Below are 23,100 nucleotides of genomic sequence, written 5' to 3'. Positions count from 1 at the left end.
GTCGTTCGGCGACGGGGCGAGGGCCCGAGGCCGCACCTCACGCGAGGGCCCAGGGAGCGGACAGCAGGTCCGCCACGCTGCGCCGGTCGCGCCCCTCCGGCGGCTCTCCGACCGCCTTCCCCAGCGCGACCATCGAGACGATCGACCAGTCGGGGTTCGGATCCAGCTCCTTGGTGAGGCCCTCCATGTCGAAGGCCCGGAACTGGTGCGAGGCCAGCCCCAACGCCTCGGCCTGGAGGGTCATGTGGGCGATGGCCTGGCCGAGGTCGTAGTCCGCGAACTCGGAGTAGAGCAGCTCCGTGCCCTCCACGCGGCGTCGCGTCAGCGTGACGACGAGCAGTCCCGCGTCCGTCGCCCACCGGGCCGAGCTGGGCGCGAGGTGGCGGACCACCCGCTCGTGGTCCGGCTCCCCGGGCCGGCTCGCGAAGAAGCCCCACGGCTGGGAGTTCCCGGCGGACGGCGCCCACCGCGCGGCTTCCAGCAGCAGACGCAGGGCGTGGTCGTCGACGGCGGCCGACGGATCGAACCGGTACGGGCTGAACCGTCCCGCGAGGAGGGGGTGGATACCGCCGGCCGGCTCCGGATCACGTCGCATGTCCCGGTCCAACCGGGCGCCTTCCAGGGCTATTCCGGCGCCCGCCCCGTGAACCCTCCCGTGCAACCGTTCGGCACCGTCGACCGTCCAAGGGGTGAACCGCCGAAGCGGACCGGAACCGCCGTCGGCCCGGCCGCCGTCCCCGGATCGATCCGCAAGCGGATCGGCTGTGGCGGGACGCCTGCAACACGATCCTCTGCCCCGCTGCCGGAACATTTTTCGTGATCCGGGGCAACCCCTGACGTATCTCACTGGTCACACGAGTGTCCGAACGGAGCCGGAGGCCTGCCTCCGGCTCCACCCGAGAACTCCTGGGGCCCGTGGTCCACATCCGTTCCACCCTGGTCGTCGCGACCGCACTCGTCGCCGGAGTCGTCCCGGCCACTGCGGCGGCCGCCGCTCCGGTCACGGCGGTGACAGCGACGGCCGCGACGGCCGAGATGGGAACCGCCGTCCAGAAGGGCGGTCCTCTGACCGTGAGAGTCGGCGAGGGCGCGCCGGTGACCACCCGCTTCACCGTGACCCTGCCCGCCTCCGTGACCGGCCGGCTGACCGCCGGCCTGGTGCTCGGGGACCTGCCGGGGCCCTCGGCCGGCGGCGACAACCTGCCCGGCGCCGAATGCTCGGTGAACGGCGACGCGTACCGGCTCTGCGGCTGGAACTACGACACCCCCGAGTACGAGGACAGCTACGGCGACGGCTACGTGCTGTCCCTGCCGCCCACCGAGGCGGCACGGACCCTCACCTTCGACGTCCGGATCGACCCCGCTCATCCGGCGCCGCTCGGTGAGCACACCGGTCACCTGGAGATGAAGGACGCGAGCGGGACGGTGGTGGCGACCGGCCCCGCCGCTGTGAACTTCGTCCTGGGCACCCCGGAGGCGAACCGCCGCGCGACGGTGCACGCCCGCGACAAGGACGGCGTGCTCTGGCAGTACGAGAGCACCGGCGACCCGGCCCGGCCGTTCGAACCGCGCGTGCGGATCGGCGGCGGCTGGAACGCGTACGACGTGGTCAGGGGCGCTGCCGACATCGACGGCTGGAGCTACAACGACGGTGTCGCCCGTGACAAGGCCGTCTGCCTCTGGCTCTACAAGGATGCCCCGACCGCCGCGCGCCGCCAGATCGGTCATGGCTGGAACATCTACACCGCGATCGTCTGACCCACGGCCGCCACGATGTGCGGCGCCGCCTCCGCGAGCGTCGGGAAGTGACGGTGGGCGTCCGGGTGCGGCGCCGGGGTGTTGACCGTCCAGACGGTCATCCCGGCGTCCAGGCCCGACCGGACCCCGGACGGCGCGTCCTCGATCACCAGGCACTCCGCCGGGTCCGCGCCCAGCTTCTCCGCGGCGGTGAGGTACGGGACGGGCGACGGCTTCCCCTCGGCGACCGAGGCCGCGTCGACGACGAGCCCCGGGAGGCGGAGGCCGGTCCGCTCGAACCGCCCCCGCACCCGGTGCTCGTAGTTCGACGTCACGAGCGCCCACCGGTCGGCGGGAAGCCCGGCGAGCAGCTCGGCCGCCCCCTCGAAGGCCGCGTACGTTCCCGTACGGACGTCCTCGTCCTCCAGCGCGTGCAGGAGGGCGAGGCACTCGTCCGGGTCGGCGCCGGGCACGACTTCCGCGAAGGTCTCCACGGGCCGCGTCCGCAGCGCCGTGGCGTACACCTCGGCACCGTCGAGCCCGTACCGCGCGGCCCACGCGTGCCAGACGCGCCGCTGGTTCTCGACGGCGTCCATGAGGGTGCCGTCGACGTCGAAGAGAACGAACTTCTGGGAGGTCACGCCCGGGATGCTACGTCCAGGAACGCGACCCAGGAGGCGGGGGAGACGGCGAGCCGGGGGCCGTGTGGGTTCTTGGAGCCGCGGATGTGGACGAGGGCGGGGTGGGCGGCGACTTCGACGCACTCGCCGCCCTCGCCACGGCGTGGGGGTGAAGGACCGGTCCGTCGGGCAAGACGGTCTGGGCGACCGTGCCGCTGACGGACCGGTGACCGGTCAGAACAGCGTGGTGTACCAGCCGGGGGCGGGCAGGAGCGTGGTGGCTCCGGCGCGCGGGGAGAAGGGGGCCCTCCAGTCGCCGGTGCCCCGGTAGAGGGCGAGAGTGCTGTCGAGGTGGCCCGTGCGCCCGTTGGCCAGGAGGTCGGGGCGGCCGTCGCGGTCGATGTCGCCGACGGCGACGATCTCGTTGTACGCGTTCCAGCCGCCGCCGATGCGGGTGCGGGCGGCGAAGGTGCCGTCGCCCTTGCCGAGGTAGAGCCAGAGGACGCCGGAGGTGTCGCGGGCGACGAGGTCGCCGGTCGTGCCGCCGCCGATGTTCCCGGTGGCGACGAGCTTGTTGTAGATGTTCCAGCCGTGGCCGGTCTTCCTGCGGGGGGCGAAGGGCGCGGAGGTGTTGCCGGTGCCCTTGTAGAACCAGAGGTCGCCGGCCTTGTCGGTGGCGACGAGGTCGGGGCGGCCGTCGCCGTCGAGGTCGCCGTTGCCGGTGATGTCGGTGTACGTGTTCCAGCCGCCGCCGACCCGGACGCGCTGAGCGAAGGGGGAGGCGGCGTCGCCGGTGCCGGGGTGGATCCAGAGGACGCCGGTCTTGTCCCGGGTGACGAGGTCGGAGTACCGGGCGCCGCCGATGTTTCCGGGGGTGAGGACCCGGTCGTAGGCGGCCCAGCCGGCTCCGGCGTTCGTCGGGGTCGGGGCGCCGGTGTGGGCGAATTCGAGGGCCTTGCGGCTGTCGAACACGTACAGGTTGTCGTTTCCGCGGACGAGGAGGTCGGGCGAGCCGCTGTCCGAGAAGTTGTGCGGTCCCTGCCCGCTGTCGACCTTGATGGTGCCGGTCCGCTCGACGGACGGTCCGATGCCGTTGTAGGGCGCCGCCGTCATCCGCCAGGTGTAGTCGCCGTTGGGGGCGGTGTAGAAGTCGTCGAGCAGGCCGTTCCACGTCGCGGTGGCACGCCCGGTGCCGTCCGCGTTCTCGGTGTACGTCTTCCGCTTCCCGGAGGCGGTGTGGATCAGCTCGATGTGGGCCGTCGTGGGCTGGGAGAACCGCCACGTCAGTTTCACGTCGCCGGCTCTCGTACGGAAGTCGGCGGTGGTGGGGGCCGACTGCTCCACGACCTGGAGGACGATGGGCAGCCCCGTGCTCGCCACGAGGGTGGCGGTCGGCGTGCCGTCGGGGCCGGGGGCGATCCGGTAGATGCCCTCGCCCTGGTCGACCGTGCCGCCCTGCACGAGGAGTTCGGTGTCCGACTGGCTGCGGATGGTGGCCACGCTGTCGAGGACCTTGACCGTCCGCCCGGTCGTCAGCGAGCGGAGTGTCAGCCCGTAGAGGGGGTTGGGCCAAGGAAGCGTGTTGGTGTCCCCGTACGCCAGCCAGTCGCCCATCAGCTCGGCCTGGACACGGGACCCGTGGCCGATGGGGATGCGCGTGGTCTCGGGCTCGTTCCTCCGGGCCACATCCAGGGCCACCGCCTCGTCGGCGGCCGGGCTCTCGGCCCAGGCCAGGTGCGTGGCGGACAGGGTGACGTCGCTGTCGTAGTCGCCCCGTATCACGCGGCGCTCCTCCACCACCGTGGCGGTGGCGACGTCCACCACGGCCGTATGCCAGTCGGCCGCGTTGTTCACGACCTCGTAGTACAGGAGGGACAGGGCGTCCGGCGAGTCCACCTGGCTGGTGAACGAGCGGGCGACCGCGTCCGCGGGCAGCCCGGAGACCGTGCGGTCGACGACCTTCCCGTCCGCAGCCTTGCCGACGAGGTGGACGTCCAGGCCCCCGCTGCCGTCGGCCCTGGGGACGCTCACGACGAGGGTGCTGCCGGCCAGGTCCATGAGGGTGGCGCCCGCGCCGAGGAAGGCGATGTCGATGGCCACGGGGGAGGCGCCCCCCGACATGTCGTACACCGTGTGGGTGGTCCCGGACGAGACCACGACGGTGTCCGCGCGGACGGTCCCCTTGGCCCCCGCGGGCAGCGCGGTCGTGACGCCGTCCGCGTACCGGGTCCAGGCGAAGCCGCCGTCCCTGTGACGGGTCAGGAACCCCGACGGGCCGTTGCCGACCAACTGGGAGCCCTGCGGCAGGGTGATTGCGGCGGCGGCCTGCTGGTCCGCCGCGACGGCGGCCGGCGCCGGGTGCGGGGCGGTCGCGGCGACGGCGGGGGAGGCGAGGAGGCCGGTGGTGACGGCGAGGGCGACGGCTGTGGCGAGTCGGTGCCGGGGGTTGCTGGTGGGGTTCAAGGGGCTGCTTTCTCTGCTGGTCGACCGACTGGTCAGAACAGGGTGAGCTGGTTCGTCTCGATGCTGCTGGGGACTGCTCTGCCCGACTCGAAGGGGGCCTGCCACTTGCCGGTCCCCTTGTAGAGGTACAGGTAGCCGGTGGCGGGGTCCTCCGTCAGCAGGTCGGGGCGGCCGTCACGGTCGGTGTCACCGAGGGGCACGAACTGCCGGTACTTGCTCCAGCCGCCGCCGATGCGGGTGCGGGCGGCGAAGGTGCCGTCGCCCTTGCCGAGGTAGAGCCAGAGGACGCCGGCCGTGTCGCGGGCGACGAGGTCACCGGCCGGGCCGCCCGCGATGTTCCCGGTGGCGGTGATCTTGTTGTAGATACCCCAGCCGTGGCCGATCTTGGTGCGCGGGGCGAAGGGCGCGGACGCGTTCCCCGTGCCCTTGTAGAGCCACAGGTCGCCCGCCTTGTCGGTAGCGACGAGGTCCGAGCGGCCGTCGCCGGTCAGGTCACTGCCGGAGGAGAGCGACTTGTAGATGTTCCAGCCGCCACCGACCCTCACACGGTCTGCGAGGGCCTGTCCGGCGCCTGCGTAGAGCCACAGGACTCCGTCCTTGTCGCGCCCCAGGACGTCGGCGGACGGGGAGCCGGCGAGGTCTCCGAAAGCGAGGAGCTGGTCGTAGACGTCCCAGCCCGAGTCGAGCTGCTCGGGCGCGAGGTGGGGCCATGAAACCCAGGAGAGAATCGCGTCGTAGCGGTACACCCGGCCGGAGCCGTCCCGGACGAGCAGGTCTGTGGTGCTGTTGTCGTCGAAGTCGTGGGGGACGGCCTTGCGGACGATCTCGAAGGTCCCGGTCTTCTCCACCGCCGGTCCGATGCCGTTGGCGGGTTTCGCCGTCATCCGCCAGGCGTAGTCGCCGTTGTAGGCGGGGAAGCGGTGGTCGGGCGCGTCGAGCAGGCCGTCCCACCTCACCTCGTTCGTGCCTGACCCGTCGGCGGCGTCCCTGAGCCGCACCACCTTCTTGGTGTCGTTGTGCGTCAGCTCCACGCGCACATCTGCCGTTCGACTGAAAGTCCAGCCCAGGTAGACCGGTGCGGGGGTGAGGTCGAGGTCGAGCACCGTGGGCACGCGCTCGCTCACCAGGCCGAGCGCGGTCGGCCAGGTGGTGCTCGCCACGCGCTCGGCGGCCGGGGTGCCGTCCTCCTCGACGGAGATCCGGTACAGGCCCTCGCCCTCGGCGAGAGTTCCGCCCCGCACCATCTGCGTGCCCTCGGGGCCCGGGACGGCTTGCGTGAGGTCGTCCAGGAGCTTGACCGTGGCACCGGTCGTGAGGGAGCGGGCGGTCAGCGCGTGCAGGGTACTCGGATAGCGGGAGGTGTAACCTCCCGGCTCTCCGTAGGTCAGCCAGTCGCCGACCAGTTCCACCGGTACGTTCTGGGCGACGCCCAGAGGCACACGCTCGATCTCGCCGCTGTCTCGCCGGACCATGACGAGGGTCGACTCGTAGTCCGTGGGGTGCTCGACCCAGGCGATGTGCGTGGCTGACAGCGTGGTGTCGCTCTTCGCCGTCGCTCGCTGCGTGTCGTGTTCCTCCACGACCGCATGGGACTTGAGGTCCACCACCGCGATGCGGTTCTTCGATGTCCCGTCCACGGTGCCCGTGTAGAGCACCACGGCGGTGTCGGGGGAGTCGACTTCGATGCGCGTGAACACGGCGTCCGGGGGCAAGCCGGTCACCGTGTCGTCGACGAGGGTGTCCTGCGGCTTGCTGATGACGTGGATGTCATGGCCGCCAGTGGCGTTGGGCTTCGTCGCGACCAGGGCGGAACCGGTGCCACGCGCGCGGTCGAAGCCTTCGCCGAGGGCGCTGATGTCGATGACCGAGGGCTCGGCGCCCGTGGCCATGTCGTACATGGTGTAGACGGTCCCGTCGGCCTTCGTGACGGTGTCCGTCCGATTGTTCGGCGTATACGACCCCTCAGGCAGCGGGGTCGTGACCCCATCTGTGTAACGGGTCCAGGAGGGGAGGAGCTTTCCGTCGACGGAGCGGATGGTCAGAAAGCCCGTCGGACCAGTGCCCGTTATGGACCCGCCGGGATACGGGAAGACGTCCTGCTGTGGCGACTGTCCGACGGCCGCTGCCATGGCCCCTGTCGTCGCCATGGCCGCCGGCGCGGCCGCGACTGGCGCGCTCGTCGTGACGGCGAGGGCCACGGCGGCGGCTGCCGCGAGGCGGGGCCGGGATGTGCGTGCTCGGGACAAAACGGTGGTCCTCCCCCAGAGGTGCGGGCGCGGCGCTGTCTCGCCACGCCCGCAGGACTTCCGAGGAGATCGAAAGGTTGTACGGCCGGTCGGGCAACTCTGTGGTTCCGGCGGGGGTCGAGGACGCGAACGGAAGAAAACAGACCAACCGTTGGGGAGTTCCATGGCACGACGCAAGCAGGCGACAGTTCTGGCGATCGCGGCGGCCCTGGCCGTCGGGATCGCTCCCTCGGCCCTCGGCGGGGCGTCGGCGGTCGCCGCGACCGGGCCCGGCGCGGGCGCCGCCGCCCTGGCTTCGACCGGGACCGTCCAGCAGCAGGGCGGGCCGCTGGTGGTGGCCGCGGGCGAGGAGGGGGCGGTCACCACCCGCGTCGAGGTCTACCTCTCGCGGTACATCCAGGGCAGGGTGCGGGCGCGCCTCCTGCTGCCGACCCCGCCGTACGACGCGGGCGACGAGGACCTGAGCGACCAGTACGGTTCCGTCACCTCGACCTGCGCCGTCAACGGCGGTGCGTTCCAGCCCTGTTCGTGGGACCAGCCGCAGTACGTGACGGCGCTCCCGGACGCCGACATGAACTGGAAGCTCACCTACGACATCCGGATCGACGCGTCGAGCGGCGCCGAGCGGTTCGGGGACCTGACGGCCACCCTCGAACTCTTCGACGAGAACGGGCTCGTCACCGATCGCGGGCCCGTCGCCTTCAGGTTCGTCAAGGGCACCCCGGAGGCGAACCTCCGGACGACGGTCCTCGCCCGCGACAAGTCCGGTGTCCTCTGGCAGTACCCCTCGGGGGGCCGTACCGACCAGCCGCTCCGCGCCCGCAAGCGCATCGGCGGCGGCTGGAACGCCTACACCGCGATCACCTCGGTCTCCTGGCGGAACGCGGCCGGGCACGGCGACCTCGTCGCCCTCGACCGGTCCGGGGTGCTCTGGTACTACGAGGGCTCGAACAACCCGGACGCCCCCTTCAAGCCGCGCCAGAAGGTGGCCACGGGCTGGGAGCGGTACACCGCCCTCGCGAGCTACGGCCACGGGCTCGTCGCCCGCGACAAGGACGGCGTGCTCTGGAGGTTCAACCGCGGCGGCGCGAGCGCCCCGGTGCCGCTGTTCGAGTCGCGCACCCGGATCGGCGGCGGCTGGAACACCTACGACGCCATCGCCGCCCCGCCGGGCGGCTACAACGCCGCGGCCCGCGACCGGGCGGGAGTCCTCTGGGCGTACGGCTCCGGCTATCCGACCTACAAGCCGCGCATCCGCGTCGGCGGCGGCTGGAACACCTACGACGCCCTCGCCTGGACCGAGAACCTCGACGGTGCCAGGAGCAGCGCGGACTTCATCGCCCGCGACAAGGCGACGGGGTACCTCTGGCTCTACCAGGGCTTCTACAACCAGGACAGCGTCCTGGTCCCCGTCGGCCCGCGCACCAAGATCGGCTGGGGCTGGGGCATCTACGACATGATCATCTGAGCAGGAGTCGGGGCGGGACCGGCGACGCCCACGCGGACGTCGCCGGTCCCGTTCCGGTGTCCGTCAGAACAGGGTCGCGGGCGTCGCGGTGAGGGCGTCAGGCGTTTCGAGCCCGATCCGGCCCGACAGCGGTGCCTTCCAGTCCCCGGTGCCCCGGTAGAGCGCGAGGCTGTAGCGGGTGCCGCCTGCGAGTCCGTTGACCACCACGTCGGCGGTGCCGTCGCGGTCGGCGTCGCCGATGCCGACGATCTCGCCGTACTGGTTCCAGCCGCCGCCGATGCGGGTGCGGGCGGCGAAGGTGCCGTCGCCCTTGCCGAGGTACAGCCAGAGGACGCCCGCGGTGTCGCGGGCGACGAGGTCACCGGCCCTGCCGCCGGCGATGTTCCCGGCGGCGGTGATCTTGTTGTAGACGCCCCAGCCGTGACCGATCTTGGTGCGCGGGGCGAAGGGGGCGGACGTGTTCCCCGTGCCCTTGTGGAGCCACAGGTCGCCCGCCTTGTCGGTGGCGACGAGGTCGGGACGGCCGTCGCCGGTCAGGTCGCTGCCACCGGTGATCTTGTTGTAGACCTGCCAGCCACCGCCGATCTTCATACGCGGCGAGAAGCCCTTCCCGGTGCCGCTGTGCAGCCACAGGGCGCCGCTCCGGTCACGGGCGACGACGTCGGCGTGCGGGGACCCGGCGACGTTCCCGGGCGTGACGATCTGGTCGTACGCGTCCCAGCCGGTGCCGAGGACCGTCTTCTCCAGGGGGATCGAGAAGCCGCCGAACCACAGCGTCCGGCGCCCGTCGACGGCGAACAGCGTGCCGCCGCTCCGGTAGAGCAGGTCGGGGGAGCCGCTGTCCGAGAAGTCGTGGGGGTGCGGCTTGCTCGCGACGGTGAGTGTGCCGGTGCGTACGACGGAGGGCCCGATGCCGTTGGCGGGCGTCGCCGTCACCTTCCAGGCGTACGCGCCGTTGGGGGCGGCGGTGAAGTCGTTGAGCAGGCCCTTCCATCTGTCCCCGGCAGCCCACTTCTCCCCGAAGGAGTAGGAGGTCCAGCGCTTCCCCGACGCGGTGTGGGTCAGCTCGACGTACGACTTGATGAAAGCCGTCCGGTTGAGCCGCCACCGCAGGGTCGTGTCGCCGCTCTCCGTGCTGAAGTCGATGGTGGCGGGGAGCTGCTGGCCGACGATGTCGAGGGCCGTGGGCACGCCTGTGCTCGCCACGAGCGTCGCGGTCGGGGTGCCGTCCGGGCCGGGGGCGATCCGGTAGAGGCCCTCGCCCTTCTCGATCGTGCCGCCCAGCGCCAGCTGCTCGCCGCCGGCGCCGCCGCGCAGGGATTCGACGGTGTCGAGCAGCTTGACCGTCCGTCCGTCCTTCAGGGAGCGGGCGGTGAGGGCGTGCAGGGGGTTGGGGCTGTCGGCCTTGGCGCCGCCCGGCACGGCGTACGTCACCCAGTCGTCGCCCACCGATTCGAGCGCGAGCGAGGCTCCGGAGCCGAGAGGGGTCCGGGAGACCTCGGCCTCGCCCCGTCGTGCCACCGCGAGGGTGATCGCGCCGGTGGCGGGGTTCCGCTCGGTCCAGGCCAGGTGGGTGGCGGACGCGGTGGCGTCGGCGTCGGACTGGGCCGCCGGAGCGGGACGGTCCTCCACGACCTTCGCGGTGGCGGTGTCGACGAGGGCCACGCGGCGGCCGGACACCCCGTCCTTCGTGCCGCTGTAGAGGAGGACGACGGTGTCGGGCGAGGTCATGTTGACCCAGTGGAAGACCGCGTCGGCGGGCAGACCGGGGACCGTGCGGTCCACGAGCGTGCCCTCGGGCTTGCCGAGGAGGTGGAGGTCGGTCCCGCCGCCCGCACGCGGGGCCGACATCACCAGGGTGCTTCCGGCGAGCCGGTGGAAGGTGGCGGAGGGGCCGAGGGCGCTCGTGTCGATCACGACGGGGCCGGCGCCGGTCGCCATGTCGTACAGCTTCCGGACGCTTCCCTCCGTCTTCATCACGATGTCCGTCTGGACGCCGCCCCAGTAGTCGCCCGCCGGCAGCGTCGTCGTCACCCCGTCCGCGTACCGCGTCCAGCGGTGGACGGTGCCCGACTGCTCGTACACGCGTGTCAGGAAGCCCGACGGGCCGTTGCCGGCCACCTTCGCGCCGGGCTGCAGCGTGAGCGCTTCCTGCTGCTCGGCGGCCCGGACGGCCGGGGGCGCCGCCAGGGCGGGGGCGGTCGTCAGGGTGACCGGGGCGACGGCGAGGGCAGCGGTGACGGCCAGGGCGAGCCGGCGGCGCGGGGGACGGGCAGGGGGCACGGGAGGCTCTCTCTCCAGGGTTACGGGCACGGCGGAACCCGCCATGCCCGTAACCGACTTACGAGGAGACCGAAGGGTTGTACGCGATCAGGCGACCGAGTTGAACTTGCTGCCCTCGCCCGCGTACAGGTTCGTGTTCTGGCGGCTGAACGGCGCCGTGTACGAGCCCGTCGAGCGGTAGACGGACGTGCCGCCCGCCCCGTACCCGATCAGGTCCGGCCGGCCGTCGCCGGTGACGTCACCGGCGCCGACGAGCTGGCTGAACGCCTGCCAGCCCCCGCCGACCTTGACCCGGGAGGCGAAGGTGCCGTTGCCGGTGCCGAGGTAGAGCCAGAGGACGCCCGCGGTGTCGCGGGCGACGAGGTCGCCGGCGGCGCCGCCGGCGATGTTGCCGACCGCGGTGATCTGGTTGTAGATCCCCCAGCCGCCGCCGACCTTCACGCGCGGGGCGAAGGGCGTGGTGGAGGAGCCGGTCCCCTTGTAGAACCACAGGACGCCGGAGGCGTCGGTGGCGAGGAGGTCGGAGCGGCCGTCGCCGTTGAGGTCGGAGCCGCCGGCGAGCTGCTTGTAGCCGCCCCAGCCGCCGCCGATCCTCACGCGCGGGGCCAGGGTGCCGTCGCCCTTGCCGAGGTAGTGCCAGAGGTAGCCGGAGCCGTCCAGGGCGATCACGTCGCCGTGGGAGGTGCCGGCGATGTTGCCGACGGCCTCGATCTGCTTGTAGATCTGCCAGCCCGTGCCGATCCTCGTCCGGCGGGCGGTCGCGGTCTGCCCGTCGACCGGCCAGTCGAAGAGGTCGTCCCGCCACAGGTTGCCCGAGGCGTCCCGGGCGATGACGTCGGTGGAGCCGTTGTCGTTGAGGTCGTGCGCGTTGGCCTGGCGCTGGACCTGGAAGCTGCCGGAGATGCTCGCGGGGCTGCCGACGCCGTCGGTGGGGGTGGCGGTGACCTTCCAGGTGTAGACGCCGTTGGGGGCGCTGGCGCCGTCCAGGACGCCGTTCCAGGCGTAGGTGAAACGGTTGCCCGAGACGGGCGCGTCCAGACGCTTGGTGAGCTTCCTGCCCGTGGTGACGTGCGTGAGCGTGAGGTCCACGGTGGCGTTGCCCCGCGACAGGGTCCACTCCATCGGGAGCGTGGTGCCCGCCTTCTCCAGGTCGACGTAGGTGGGGACCCGGGCGTCGGCGAACTGCACGGACAGGACCCGGCCGGTGGAGGACTCGAGCGTGACCGTCGGGCGGGCGCCGCCGCCGTCGCCGATCCGGAAGAGGCCGTCGCCGTCCGAGTTGAACCCGCGCACGAGCAGGGAGCCGTCGGGGGCGTGGGACGCGCTGGAGAAGTTGTCCAGGACCTTGTACGGCTGGGCGCCCGCGTCCATGAGGTTCCGTGCGTACAGCGGGCTCGGAGACTCCGCGGTGGCGGTGCCCGGGACGCCGTAGAAGACCGTGTCCCCGACGATGCCCGCGACGACGGCGCGGGTCAGCTCGCCGGTCAGGGGGATGCGCGCGACCGTCGTGGTGCCGGTCCGCTGCGCGCTGAACTCGACGCCGCCGTCCTGCGAGGCGTGGACCCACCCCTTCCAGGCGGCGGTGAGGGCGCCGGTCGACGACTGGTCCCACTGGGAGGTGCCCGCGCTGCCGCCCCAGTCGACGACCGAGGCGCTGTTCACGTTGGACGTGGCCGTCCAGTACACGATCCGGTCGGTGGGGATGTACGGCTCCCGGACGCTGCCCAGGACGACGAAGTCGTTGCCGCGGGAGGCGACGACCTTGTAGTCGATGTTCTTGGGGCGGGAGGAGAGCTTGCTCTTCTTGGTGACGCCGTTGACCTTCGAGAGCTGCCAGAGCTCGTGGTAGTCGTCGGTGGTCGACACGCTCACGAAGAGGTTCTCGTTGACCACGCCGACGAGCTTCGTGCTGCCGGACGGGAACTCGGCCCCGATGTTGAAAGAGGCGCGCCAGGCCCCGCCGTTCTTCATGTCGCGTACGGAGATGGTGTTGCCGTCACCGGTCACGAGGAAGTCGGAGTTGCTGTCGTAGCCGGTGGTCCCGGTGCCGACCGTCGTCACCGAGCCGTCCTCGTACGCGTGCCACTCCAGGATCGTGGTGCCGTCGCCGTCCTTGCGGGACGTGAGGTAGCCGGTGGTGCCGATGCTGACGATCTCGGCGTCGACGGGCAGGTTCGCCGCGTCGGCGGCGGAGACGGCCGCCCGGACGGCCGTCGGGACGGCGGCGACGGCCGGTACGGCGACGAGCGTCCCGGTCACGGCGGTGACGGTGGACAGCGTGAGCAGCGCGGCGGCGAGCCGGCGGCCGGACGGACGGTGCTGCAAGGAAACCCCCAGTGGAAACGGGTACGGCGCCTGCCGTACCCGTTTCCAGACTCTTGATCGACTCGGGGGGTTGTACGACCGTCGAGCAGATTTCCGGATGGGCCCGCCTCAGCCCCGCCGTTCCATCACGCCCCGCGCGTACGCCGCCTGCCCGGCGTGCTGGAGGTCGTCCGCGATCACCGACACCAGCCGGACGCCGAGGGTGACCGGCGGGTCCCAGCGGGTGTCGACGATCCGGTCCAGGTCCGCGTTCGTGACCGTACGGACCAGTTCCTCCGTACGGGCGTGCACGGCGTCGTGGTAGCCGAGCAGCAGCTCCGCCGACGCGCGGACCTCGCCGACCTGCGCGCTCGTCTGCCCGTAGCCGGTGGCGCGCTTCGGGAAGGGCAGCCCGAAGCGGTCCGCCCAGCCGTCCGAGGTCCACAGCTGGTCCGTGTCGAAGGCGTCCGCGAGGTGGTCGTCCTGGACCCGGGTGAGGTGCCAGACGAGCCAGGCGACGGAATTCGCGTCGGGATCGATCCGTACGGCGAGCTCCTCGTCCGTCAGCCCCTCCACGGCCTCGTGGACGACCTCACGGATCCGGCCGAAGGCGTCGACCAGCAGACCGGCACTGTTCATGGGAGCTCCTCGGGGTCGGGGGCCGGGACCGTCGGGACCCGGGGGTTCAGGAACGATCCTGCCGCCACCGCTCCACCGCCGCCTCCACGTCGAAGGGCCTCAGGTTCAGCGGGGGACCCGCCGGCGGGCGGACGAGCGCCTCGGCGATCCTGGTGTTGATCTCCCCGAGGACGCGGCGGACCTGGCTCTCCGAGACGGCCGCGGCGGCCTCCGCCTCCGCGTCCTCGGCCGCCTTGCGCAGGGCGAGGGAGGGCGGCAGGACGGACGCGCCCTCCCGGTGCATCTTCCCCTTGATCCACCACAGCTCGTCGTACGGGGCCGAGTCGTCGGGGAGGGGCTTGCCGAAGCCGGGCAGGCCGCGGAAATCGCCGCGCTCCGCCGCCTCGCGGATCTGTCTGTCGACGAACGACTCGAAGCTGACTCCGGGCGGCTTGCGTTCGGTCATGTGTCCAGACTACGTATCCACCGCCCGACCGGTGTGGTCCTCGCGGGCTACTGCCGCGCGCGGTCTTCCGGCACGCTGTGGTCCGTTCCACGCGCGTCGACCCTTGCCCCGCCCATGTTCCGCCGATCCCCGACCCGTACCGGAGGACGCATGCGTGCACGGATCACCCCCCTCGGCACCCTGCTCGCGCTCGTCGCGGGCCTGCTCACCGCGCTCGTCACCACCACCCCCGCCCAGGCCGCGCCGCTCTTCAAGGCGCCGTACCCCTGCGGGCAGACCTGGACCTACAGCCACCACTCGGCCGAGGTCCGCCAGGCGCTCGACTTCGTCCGTTCCGACGGCGGCGCCACCGCCGGCACCCCGGTCCTCGCCTCGGCGTCCGGCACCGCCTACCGCTACTCCCAGCCGACCGGCGCCGGGAACTACGTCGTGATCGACCACGGCGGCGGCTGGAAGACGTACTACTTCCACCTCAGCGCCTACTCCGTCGCCGACGGCGCCGCGGTCGCCCAGGGGCAGCAGATCGGCACCACCGGCTCCACCGGCAACAGCTCCGGCGCCCACATCCACTACGAGCAGCTCTACAACGGCGTCGGCCAGAGCATCGTGATCAACGGCGTCTCCCTCGCCCCCTACCCCGGCTCCTACGGCTCCAGGTTCCTGACCAGCGACAACGGCTGCTCGGGCGGGGGCGGCGGAAAGTACTGGGTCGACACCTTCGCCAACGCCACCGGCTACGCCCAGGCGAACACGAACGACCCGCAGGGCGTGCTGAACGCGGGCACGAACTACGTCTACTGCAAGGTCTGGGGCGCGGAGGTCCGCGACGGCTCCGGGAACTACAACCACTGGTGGCTGAGGACCGACCTCGACACCGTCTACGCCGGGAAGAACGGCCGCGGGGCGTACGTGTCCGCGTACTACCTGTCCCGCTGGGGCAACGACGAGGCCCGCGACAACAACGGGACCGTGATCCCGAACTGCTGAGACGCCCGCGCCCGGAAAAGGGCAGGAGCCCCGGCTCGTGCCGTGAGGCACGGAGCGGGGCTCCTTGGGTACTGCTCTAGTCGTGCGTTCGCCGACCCGGGCAACTTAGGCCGGGGTGACGTTCTCCGCCTGCGGGCCCTTCGGGCCCTGCGTGACGTCGAAGGTCACGAGCTGGTTCTCCTCGAGCGAGCGGAAGCCGTTCGCGTTGATCGCGGAGTAGTGGACGAAGACATCCGGGCCGCCGCCGTCCTGGGCGATGAAGCCGAAGCCCTTTTCAGCGTTGAACCACTTCACGGTTCCGGTAGCCATGAGCCCTCCTATGGGCCAAAGGGTCGCCCTGCTCCAGAACCTGCAAACAAGTCTGAAAACTACAAAAGCCTGCGGGTCACATGCTCCGCAGGCTCTGTACTGCAAGGGAAACCAAACTGCAACTTGCGTTGAGCGTAGCACGCAGGACGCTCGCGGCGGTAGAGGGAAAGATCACGTCACCCGCATGTTTGATTCCGTTCCGTGTGCTGACGCGCGTGCCCCGCCGATGCCCACACTCCGAGACGGGTCTAGCCTCGCGATGTGGACAAAGCAACCGACGACCAGCAGCGCAGCCGGCCCCGCGTCGGACACATCCAGTTCCTGAACTGCCTCCCCCTCTACTGGGGCCTCGCCAGGACCGGGACGCTCCTCGACCTCGAGCTCACCAAGGACACGCCGGAGAAGCTCAGCGAGCGGCTCGTCCGGGGCGATCTCGACATCGGCCCGATCACCCTCGTCGAGTACCTCCGGAACGCGGACGACCTGGTCGCCCTCCCCGACATCGCCGTCGGCTGCGACGGGCCCGTCATGTCCTGCGTGATCGTCTCCCAGCGGCCCCTGGCGGAGCTCGACCGCGCGCGCGTGGCCCTCGGCTCCACCTCCCGCACCTCCGTACGCCTCGCCCAGCTGATCCTGGCCGAGCAGTACGGGGTCGAGCCCGACTACTACACCTGCCCGCCGGACCTCGGCCTGATGATGCAGGAGGCGGAGGCCGCCGTCCTCATCGGCGACGCCGCGCTCCGGGCCTCCCTGCACGACGCGCCCCGGCTCGGCCTCCAGGTCCACGACCTGGGGCTCATGTGGAAGGAGTGGACGGGCCTGCCGTTCGTCTTCGCCGTGTGGGCGGCGCGCAAGGACTTCCTGGCGCGCGAGCCGGAGACCGTCCACGAGGTGCACCAGGCGTTCCTGGCCTCGCGCGACCTCTCCCTCGAAGAGGTCGCCAAGGTCGCCGAGCAGGCCGCCCGCTGGGAGACCTTCGACGCCGAACTCCTGGAGCGGTACTTCCGCACGCTCGACTTCCGTTTCGGCCCCGAGCAACTCGCGGGAGTACGGGAGTTCGCCCGCCGCACCGGACCCACGACCGGCTTCCCGGCGGACGTCGCGGTGGAACTCCTGCCGCCCCCGGCGCGATAAGCGGCGGAGCCGCGGGGAATGGGACGGGAAAGAAATGCCGGTGGGCCCTCCCGGGCTCCGGGCGGCTCTTTCCCGGCGCCCCCCGGAATGCTGGCGCTCCCCCCGCGGCTCCGGTAAATGCGCCGCGCCCGCGAGGCGCCCGGAATTCACCGGATATTCGCCGGACCCCCGCCCGCCCCTCCCCGGTGCCTCACTCCCCGTCCACCCTCCGCCCCCGCCCCCGGCCTCCGGCGGCCGCCGAACGGCACCCTGCGGAAGTCGCCGGAAGCACTGGCGTAGGCTGGCTCGGTCTGTCATAACCCCTCCGAAAGGGACGCACCCGGTGACCGAGAAGGCCGAACTCCAGTCCGTTCTCGACCGCGCCGCCGCGGGTGGCCGGATCACTCCCGAGGAGGCGCTCGACCTCTACCGCTCGGCGCCCCTGCACGCACTGGGCGCCGCCGCCGACGCGGTGCGCCGCCGCCGGTACGCGGGGACCGAGCACATCGCGACGTACATCATCGAGCGGAACATCAACTACACGAACGTCTGCGTGACGGCGTGCAAGTTCTGCGCGTTCTACGCCGCCCCGAAGGACACCGCGAAGGGCTGGACCCGGGACCTCGACGACATCCTGCGCCGCTGCGCGGAGACCGTGGAGCTCGGCGGCACCCAGATCATGTTCCAGGGCGGCCACCACCCGGACTACGGCGTCGAGTACTACGAGAAGCACTTCGCCGCCATCAAGAAGGACTTCCCGCAGCTGGTCATCCACTCCCTCGGCGCCTCCGAGGTCGAGCACATGGCCCGCATCTCCGGCGTCTCCGTCGAGGAGGCCATCACCCGCATCCACGCGGCCGGCCTCGACTCCTTCGCGGGCGCCGGCGCCGAGCTGCTCCCCGAGCGGCCGCGCAAGGCCATCGCCCCGCTCAAGGAGAGCGGCGAGCGCTGGCTGGAGATCATGGAGATCGCCCACAAGCTGGGCGTCGAGTCCACCTCCACCATGCTGATGGGCACCGGCGAGACCAACGCCGAGCGGATCGAGCACCTGCGCATGATCCGTGACGTGCAGGACCGGACGGGCGGCTTCCGGGCCTTCATCCCGTACACGTACCAGCCGGAGAACAACCACCTCAAGGGCCGCACGCAGGCCACGCTCTTCGAGTACCTGCGCATGATCGCGATCGCCCGGCTCTTCCTCGACAACGTCGCCCACATCCAGGGCTCGTGGCTCACCACGGGCAAGGAGATCGGCCAGCTGACCCTGCACTACGGCGCGGACGACCTCGGCTCGATCATGCTGGAGGAGAACGTCGTCTCCTCCGCCGGGGCCAAGCACCGCTCCAACCTGCGCGAGATGATCGACATGATCCGCACGGCCGACCGCGTCCCGGCGCAGCGCAGCACCACGTACGAGCACCTCGTCGTCCACGACGACCCGGCGAACGACCCGGTCGACGAGCGCGTCGCCTCGCACATCTCGTCCACGGCGATCGCCGGGGGCACGGCGCACCCCGAGCTGAAGCTCCTCGACGCCCACTGACGCGCCCGTGCTGACCCTCCACGTCGCCGAGGCGACCCCCGAGAGCGCCGTCCTCGTCGACGGCGCCCTCGTCGCCGCCGTCGGCCCGTACGAGGACCTGGCCGCCGCCCGCCCCGAGGCGCGGGTGCGGCGGTGGCCCGGCATCCTCACTCCGGGACTCCTCAACCCGTACGGCCCCGAGCTGCTCGAACAGACCTACTACCCGGACCCCCGGGAGGCCGCGGAGTTCGGCACCGAGCCGATCACGGGGGAGCGGGCGCGGGAGATCTTCCGCGCCGACCCGGCGCGGCTCGGCGCCGGCGCGCGGCGCGGGGTGCAGCGGATGCTGGCGCACGGCACGGTCGCGGTCGCCGGCGAACTGCGCGGCCGGGCCGCGGTGGACGCGGTGCGGAGGGCCGGTCTCGCCGTCGGGCAGCGGCCCCCGTCCCTGCCCGGTCCGCCGTCCTTCTCCCCGGTGCCGCTGATCCTGCTGCCCGCCCCGGCACCGGGCGGCCCCGCCCGGTTCGCCGTCTTCGACGTCCCCGACCGGGCGGCCCTGGTCCGCCTCGGCGCGTCGACCTGCGTCGCCACCGTCCTCGGCGGCCGTCTGGTCCACCGGCGCCGGTAGCCGGGACCCGGCTCACCCGCCCCGGACGGGGGCGTCCTTCCTCTGGACCGGGTACTCGTCCGCGTACTGCGGCAGACCGGTGACGGCATCCCGCTCCCTTCGTCAGCGCTGTCACCCTTCCTTGAGCGCGCCGGTCCGGGAGGAGGCCGAAGCCGATTCCCGGAAATCTCGTGGGCGCCGGGGCCGGTCCCCGGCCGTCCGGGGGGCGGCTGCCACAATGGCCGGGTGAGCCGAGCATCCCTGGACAAGCAGCCGCACGAAGTCGCCTCGATGTTCGACGACGTGGCGGCGAACTATGACCTCACCAACGACGTGCTCTCCCTGGGGCAGGACCGGCGCTGGCGCAAGGAGGTCGCCAAGGCGGTCGACGCGCGGCCCGCGCAGAAGGTCCTCGACCTGGCCGCCGGGACCGCGACCTCCTCGCAGCCGTTCGTGAAGGCGGGGGCGTACGTCGTCCCGTGCGACTTCTCCCTCGGGATGCTGCGGGTCGGCAAGAAGAACCACCCGTGGATGCCGTTCACGGCGGGCGACGGCATGAACCTGCCGTTCCGCGACGACGTCTTCGACGCGGTCACCATCTCCTTCGGGCTGCGGAACATCCAGGACACCGACCGGGCGCTGCGCGAGCTGTACCGGGTGACGAAGCCCGGCGGCCGGGTCGTCATCTGCGAGTTCTCGCACGCCACCTGGGCGCCGTTCCGCACGGTGTACGAGGAGTACCTGATGCGCGCGCTGCCGCCGGTGGCCCGCGCCGTGTCCTCCAACCCCGACGCGTACGTGTACCTCGCGGAGTCCATCCAGTCCTGGCCGGACCAGGCGACCCTGGCGGGCATGATGCAGAAGGCCGGCTGGTCGAAGGTGGCCCACCGGAACCTGACGGGCGGCATCGTGGCCCTGCACCGCGGCTTCAAGGCCTGACCCCGCCCCTCCGCCCGATGAAATTCCCCCATCCTTCCCTCGACCCCTCCGGGAGATCCGCCGTGACCGAGCAGCCCCTCTCCGAGCACACCGCCGATGTGATCGTCGTCGGGGCAGGCCCGGCCGGCTCCACCACCGCGTACTACCTGGCCAAGGCCGGACTCGACGTCCTGCTCCTGGAGAAGACCGCCTTCCCGCGCGAGAAGGTCTGCGGCGACGGCCTCACGCCGCGCGCCACCAAGCAGCTCGTCGCCATGGGCATCGACATCTCCGAAGAGGCCGGCTGGCTGCGGAACCGGGGCCTGCGGATCATCGGCGGCGGCGTCCGCCTGGAGCTCGACTGGCCGGAGCTCGCCTCGTACCCGGACTACGGACTCGTCCGCAAGCGCGACGACTTCGACGAGCAGCTCGCCCGCCAGGCGCAGAAGGCCGGCGCCCGGCTGTACGAGCGCTGCAACGTGGGCGCGCCGATCATCGACGACCGCACGGGCCGGATCACCGGCGTCCACGCCAAGCTCGGCGAGGAGAAGCGCGAGGTCACCTTCCACGCCCCGCTCGTCGTCGCCGCCGACGGCAACTCCACCCGGATCTCCCTCGCCATGGGCCTGCACCGGCGCGAGGACCGGCCGATGGGCGTGGCGGTCCGGACGTACTTCACGAGCCCCCGCCACGACGACGACTACCTGGAGTCCTGGCTGGAGCTGTGGGACCGCCGGGGCCCGCAGGACCGTCTGCTGCCCGGCTACGGCTGGATCTTCCCGATGGGCGACGGCACCTCCAACGTCGGCCTCGGCATCCTCGACTCCTCGAAGGCGTTCCGGGAGCTGGACTGGCGCGAGGTCCTCAAGGCCTGGTGCGCCTCCATGCCGGAGGACTGGGGCTACACCCCGGAGAACATGACGCAGCCGATCCGCGGCGCCGCCCTGCCGATGGCGTTCAACCGCCAGCCGCACTACACCAAGGGCCTGCTGCTGGTCGGCGACGCGGGCGGCCTGGTCAACCCGTTCAACGGCGAGGGCATCGCGTACGCCATGGAGTCGGGCCAGATCGCGGCCGACGTCATCGTCCAGGCGCACGCGCGCGCGACGCCCGCCCAGCGCGAGCTGGCCCTGCGGAACTACCCGCAGGTCCTCAAGGACACCTACGGCGGCTACTACACGCTGGGCCGCGCGTTCGTGAAGCTCATCGGCAACCCGAAGATCATGAAGCTCGCGACCCAGCGCGGTCTGACCCACCCGATGCTGATGAGGTTCACCCTCAAGATGCTGGCGAACCTCACGGACCCGACGGGCGGCGACGCCATGGACCGCATCATCAACGGCCTGTCGAAGGTGGCGCCGAAGGCCTGAGCGCCGTCAGGCGTGGCGCCCGGAGACCCCGGCGAACCGCCGGCCCACCGGGGGCCGGGGCACGCGGGCGCCACACCGCCCCGGCCGAGGCGCTGCGCCGCTGATCCGCCGGCACGCCGAAGGGCCGTCGCTCCCCCGAGGAGTGACGGCCCTTCGGCACGCTGCGGGACGGATCAGAGGATGCGGACCGCGCCCGAGGGGGTGTCCCAGTCCATGGAGTGCTGGACCACGCCGCTGGACGGGTTCTGCGCGCCCACGTACTGGCCGCCGCCGACGTAGATGGCGACGTGGTACGAGCCGCTGCGGCTGCCCCAGTACAGGATGTCGCCCGGCTGCAGGTTGCTCAGGGAGACGGAGGTGCCCATGCTCGACTGCTCGTACGAGATGCGGGGCAGGTCGATGCCGGCCGCGCGGTAGGCGGCCTGGACGAGGCCGGAGCAGTCCCAGGAGTTGGGGCCGGTGCCGCCGGAGACGTACGCGTCGCCGATCTGGGCCTTGGCGAAGGCCACGATCGCGGCGGCGGAGCCGGTGGGGGCCTGCGTCTGGCTGCCGCTGTCCGAGGCGGTGGAGCCGCTGTCCGAGGACGAGCCGCCGTCGTTCGAGGAGCTCTGGGTGGAGAGCTGGGTGCGGGCGGCGTCGCGGGAGGCGCGGGCCGCGGCCTCCTGGCGCTCCTGCTCGGCCTTGAGGCGGGCCTCCTCGGCCCGCTCGGCCGCGGCCTTGCGGTCGGCCTCGGCCTTGGCCTTCTTGGCCTCCTTGGCGGCCTTCTGCAGCGCCGCGTCCTCCTGGGACCGGAGGCTCTGGTCGAGCGCCTCCTGCTGGGAGGCCTCGGCGGAGGCGGCGACGGCGCTGGCGAGGCCGCCGGCGGCGTCGAGGGAGCCCAGGGTGGGCATTTCGATGGTCTCGGTCACCGGCTCGGCATTCGCCGGCCCGGCAGCACCGGCCACCGCGATGGTGCCGAGGACGCCACCGGCAACTCCGGCGCGGAGCGCGAGCTTCGAGGCGCTGCGGCGGGGCTTCCGGTGGCTGGGTATGTGAGCGGTGTGGGACATGGGAACAACCGCTATCAGGGCGCGACGGTTCCCTTCAAGAAACGTGGGGTGCGCCACAGTTGCGTTTGGAATCCGTGAATCCGCTCCCGTCGCAACCTTATTGACGCCGTAACGGGCAAATCGGGCATGGCTCATCCGGCCCTTGATCACGGGTTTTCATTGAAAAGCCCGAATTGCCCGACGCTTACCACCTCTTGACGCCGATGGCCAAGCCCTCTTCTTTTGAAGCTCCTGTGACGTGACGCAGGTCACACGCCGCTCGTGAAAACGCGCACGCGTCCACCTCCGTACGCCGGACCCCCCGACCGGGCGACGGTCGGTTTCCTTATCACCCGGACGCGTTCCCCGCCAATTTGCCTGCACTGGCCAACACTTGATAGTGCGACACCCCTTCCGAACAGCTATTTCCGGTCCGGATGTCACATCTGGTGATCACCTGCGTGCTTCGCGCAACAAGATCACCGCTCATCCGACTTCATGATCCTTCGTCAGGTGGTGGAGATCACAAAGTCCGCGCTGTACCCCGTGTCGCAGATCACAGAGGGGCGGGCATAAGATGCGGGGCAGCCGGGCTTGTGAACTGCCTCACATGGGGCGATCTTCCGGGGCCCGGCGGTGCGGTCCAACGGTCAAGGACGACTGGAAGGAGCGAGGAGCGTGAATGCGTACGCGCCCGTCCTCGTGCTCGGTGCCCTGGGTGCGGGGTTTGCGATCTTCTCCGTGGTCATGGCCACGCTTATCGGGCCCAAGCGGTACAACAGGGCCAAACTGGAAGCGTACGAGTGCGGCATCGAGCCGACGCCCACTCCCGCCGGGGGCGGCCGCTTCCCGATCAAGTACTACCTGACGGCGATGCTCTTCATCGTCTTCGACATCGAGATCGTCTTCCTCTACCCCTGGGCCGTCACCTTCGACGCCCTGGGGCTTTTCGGGCTCGTGGAGATGTTGCTCTTCGTGCTCACCGTCTTCGTCGCCTACGCGTACGTGTGGCGTCGCGGCGGCCTGGAATGGGACTGAGGG

At 71.4% G+C, this 23,100-nt stretch carries 20 protein-coding genes; 9 read left to right on the top strand and 11 right to left on the bottom strand.

Going from position 1 to position 23,100, the window contains the following annotated elements; genetic code table 11:
• Nucleotides 1-37 precede the first annotated feature (37 nt).
• Nucleotides 38-595 carry a nitroreductase family protein gene (locus ACIGW4_RS34445; protein WP_123457437.1) on the bottom strand — a complete coding sequence of 186 codons (558 nt, stop codon included), beginning with the start codon at nucleotides 593-595 and terminating at the stop codon, nucleotides 38-40.
• A 320-nt stretch (nucleotides 596-915) separates the two neighbouring features.
• Between ACIGW4_RS34445 and ACIGW4_RS34440 the strand changes: the two genes are divergently transcribed.
• Nucleotides 916-1,758 carry a hypothetical protein gene (locus ACIGW4_RS34440; RefSeq protein WP_399585347.1) on the top strand — a complete coding sequence of 281 codons (843 nt, stop codon included), beginning with the start codon at nucleotides 916-918 and terminating at the stop codon, nucleotides 1,756-1,758.
• Here ACIGW4_RS34440 and ACIGW4_RS34435 read toward each other — a convergent pair.
• The 4 genes from ACIGW4_RS34435 to ACIGW4_RS34420 form a co-directional block, all read right to left on the bottom strand.
• Entirely contained in the window at nucleotides 1,740-2,378 is a 639-nt protein-coding gene (locus ACIGW4_RS34435) for an HAD family phosphatase (protein ID WP_123454478.1), read from the bottom strand. The genes ACIGW4_RS34440 and ACIGW4_RS34435 overlap by 19 nt on opposite strands.
• On the bottom strand, nucleotides 2,375-2,464 hold the full coding sequence (locus tag ACIGW4_RS34430; protein ID WP_359591496.1) for a DUF397 domain-containing protein: 90 nt from the start codon (nucleotides 2,462-2,464) through the stop codon (nucleotides 2,375-2,377). Before ACIGW4_RS34430 ends, ACIGW4_RS34435 begins: the two co-directional genes overlap by 4 nt.
• A 127-nt stretch (nucleotides 2,465-2,591) precedes the next feature.
• Nucleotides 2,592-4,820, bottom strand: a complete 2,229-nt coding sequence (locus tag ACIGW4_RS34425; protein WP_399585343.1) for an FG-GAP repeat domain-containing protein — start codon at nucleotides 4,818-4,820, stop codon at nucleotides 2,592-2,594.
• 32 nt (nucleotides 4,821-4,852) lie between these two features.
• Nucleotides 4,853-6,718 carry an FG-GAP repeat domain-containing protein gene (locus tag ACIGW4_RS34420; RefSeq protein ID WP_399585341.1) on the bottom strand — a complete coding sequence of 622 codons (1,866 nt, stop codon included), beginning with the start codon at nucleotides 6,716-6,718 and terminating at the stop codon, nucleotides 4,853-4,855.
• A gap of 511 nt (nucleotides 6,719-7,229) precedes the next feature.
• Between ACIGW4_RS34420 and ACIGW4_RS34415 the strand changes: the two genes are divergently transcribed.
• On the top strand, nucleotides 7,230-8,534 hold the full coding sequence (locus ACIGW4_RS34415) for a hypothetical protein (protein ID WP_399585338.1): 1,305 nt from the start codon (nucleotides 7,230-7,232) through the stop codon (nucleotides 8,532-8,534).
• 63 nt (nucleotides 8,535-8,597) lie between these two features.
• Here the strand turns inward: ACIGW4_RS34415 and ACIGW4_RS34410 are convergent, their stop codons facing one another.
• From ACIGW4_RS34410 to ACIGW4_RS34395, 4 genes are all read right to left on the bottom strand, one after another.
• Nucleotides 8,598-10,817, bottom strand: a complete 2,220-nt coding sequence (locus tag ACIGW4_RS34410) for an FG-GAP repeat domain-containing protein (RefSeq protein WP_399585335.1) — start codon at nucleotides 10,815-10,817, stop codon at nucleotides 8,598-8,600.
• An 87-nt stretch (nucleotides 10,818-10,904) separates the two neighbouring features.
• Entirely contained in the window at nucleotides 10,905-13,142 is a 2,238-nt protein-coding gene (locus ACIGW4_RS34405; protein ID WP_399585332.1) for an FG-GAP repeat domain-containing protein, read from the bottom strand.
• 108 nt (nucleotides 13,143-13,250) lie between these two features.
• Nucleotides 13,251-13,760: a DUF664 domain-containing protein gene (locus tag ACIGW4_RS34400; protein ID WP_399585330.1), complete on the bottom strand. Its 510-nt coding sequence runs from the start codon at nucleotides 13,758-13,760 to the stop codon at nucleotides 13,251-13,253.
• Nucleotides 13,761-13,806: 46 nt separating this feature from the next.
• The gene (locus tag ACIGW4_RS34395; RefSeq protein WP_123454489.1) at nucleotides 13,807-14,205 is read right to left on the bottom strand and encodes a DUF1992 domain-containing protein; all 399 of its coding nucleotides are present in this window, start codon (nucleotides 14,203-14,205) and stop codon (nucleotides 13,807-13,809) included.
• A 150-nt stretch (nucleotides 14,206-14,355) separates the two neighbouring features.
• Between ACIGW4_RS34395 and ACIGW4_RS34390 the strand changes: the two genes are divergently transcribed.
• Nucleotides 14,356-15,192 (top strand): M23 family metallopeptidase, encoded by an 837-nt coding sequence (locus tag ACIGW4_RS34390; protein WP_123454491.1) that lies wholly within the window; start codon nucleotides 14,356-14,358, stop codon nucleotides 15,190-15,192.
• Between the two features lie 105 nt (nucleotides 15,193-15,297).
• On the opposite strand, the gene ACIGW4_RS34385 is transcribed toward ACIGW4_RS34390, so the two are convergent.
• Nucleotides 15,298-15,501: a cold-shock protein gene (locus ACIGW4_RS34385; RefSeq protein ID WP_030208785.1), complete on the bottom strand. Its 204-nt coding sequence runs from the start codon at nucleotides 15,499-15,501 to the stop codon at nucleotides 15,298-15,300.
• A 261-nt stretch (nucleotides 15,502-15,762) separates the two neighbouring features.
• Between ACIGW4_RS34385 and ACIGW4_RS34380 the strand changes: the two genes are divergently transcribed.
• The 5 genes from ACIGW4_RS34380 (at nucleotide 15,763) to ACIGW4_RS34360 (ending at nucleotide 21,031) form a co-directional block, all read left to right on the top strand.
• Complete coding sequence (locus tag ACIGW4_RS34380; protein WP_123454495.1) at nucleotides 15,763-16,635, top strand: menaquinone biosynthetic enzyme MqnA/MqnD family protein; 873 nt, start codon at nucleotides 15,763-15,765, stop codon at nucleotides 16,633-16,635.
• Nucleotides 16,636-16,957: 322 nt separating this feature from the next.
• On the top strand, nucleotides 16,958-18,157 hold the full coding sequence (mqnC, locus tag ACIGW4_RS34375) for a cyclic dehypoxanthinyl futalosine synthase (protein WP_123454497.1): 1,200 nt from the start codon (nucleotides 16,958-16,960) through the stop codon (nucleotides 18,155-18,157).
• Nucleotides 18,158-18,164: 7 nt separating this feature from the next.
• Nucleotides 18,165-18,764 (top strand): hypothetical protein, encoded by a 600-nt coding sequence (locus ACIGW4_RS34370; RefSeq protein WP_398710078.1) that lies wholly within the window; start codon nucleotides 18,165-18,167, stop codon nucleotides 18,762-18,764.
• Nucleotides 18,765-18,989: 225 nt separating this feature from the next.
• Nucleotides 18,990-19,682 (top strand): demethylmenaquinone methyltransferase, encoded by a 693-nt coding sequence (locus tag ACIGW4_RS34365; RefSeq protein WP_123454501.1) that lies wholly within the window; start codon nucleotides 18,990-18,992, stop codon nucleotides 19,680-19,682.
• A gap of 17 nt (nucleotides 19,683-19,699) precedes the next feature.
• The gene (locus ACIGW4_RS34360; protein ID WP_123454503.1) at nucleotides 19,700-21,031 is read left to right on the top strand and encodes a geranylgeranyl reductase family protein; all 1,332 of its coding nucleotides are present in this window, start codon (nucleotides 19,700-19,702) and stop codon (nucleotides 21,029-21,031) included.
• 173 nt (nucleotides 21,032-21,204) lie between these two features.
• Here ACIGW4_RS34360 and ACIGW4_RS34355 read toward each other — a convergent pair whose 3' ends face one another.
• Nucleotides 21,205-22,080 carry a C40 family peptidase gene (locus tag ACIGW4_RS34355; protein ID WP_359591462.1) on the bottom strand — a complete coding sequence of 292 codons (876 nt, stop codon included), beginning with the start codon at nucleotides 22,078-22,080 and terminating at the stop codon, nucleotides 21,205-21,207.
• Nucleotides 22,081-22,737: 657 nt separating this feature from the next.
• Between ACIGW4_RS34355 and ACIGW4_RS34350 the strand changes: the two genes are divergently transcribed.
• On the top strand, nucleotides 22,738-23,097 hold the full coding sequence (locus ACIGW4_RS34350; protein ID WP_019888619.1) for an NADH-quinone oxidoreductase subunit A: 360 nt from the start codon (nucleotides 22,738-22,740) through the stop codon (nucleotides 23,095-23,097).
• Nucleotides 23,098-23,100 lie beyond the last annotated feature (3 nt).

It is taken from the genome of Streptomyces sp. NPDC053513 (genome assembly GCF_044544765.1).
GTDB lineage: Bacteria > Actinomycetota > Actinomycetes > Streptomycetales > Streptomycetaceae > Streptomyces > Streptomyces litmocidini.
Note: the sequence above shows the minus strand (reverse complement) of the source record. Positions and strands in the feature narration are given on the sequence as shown.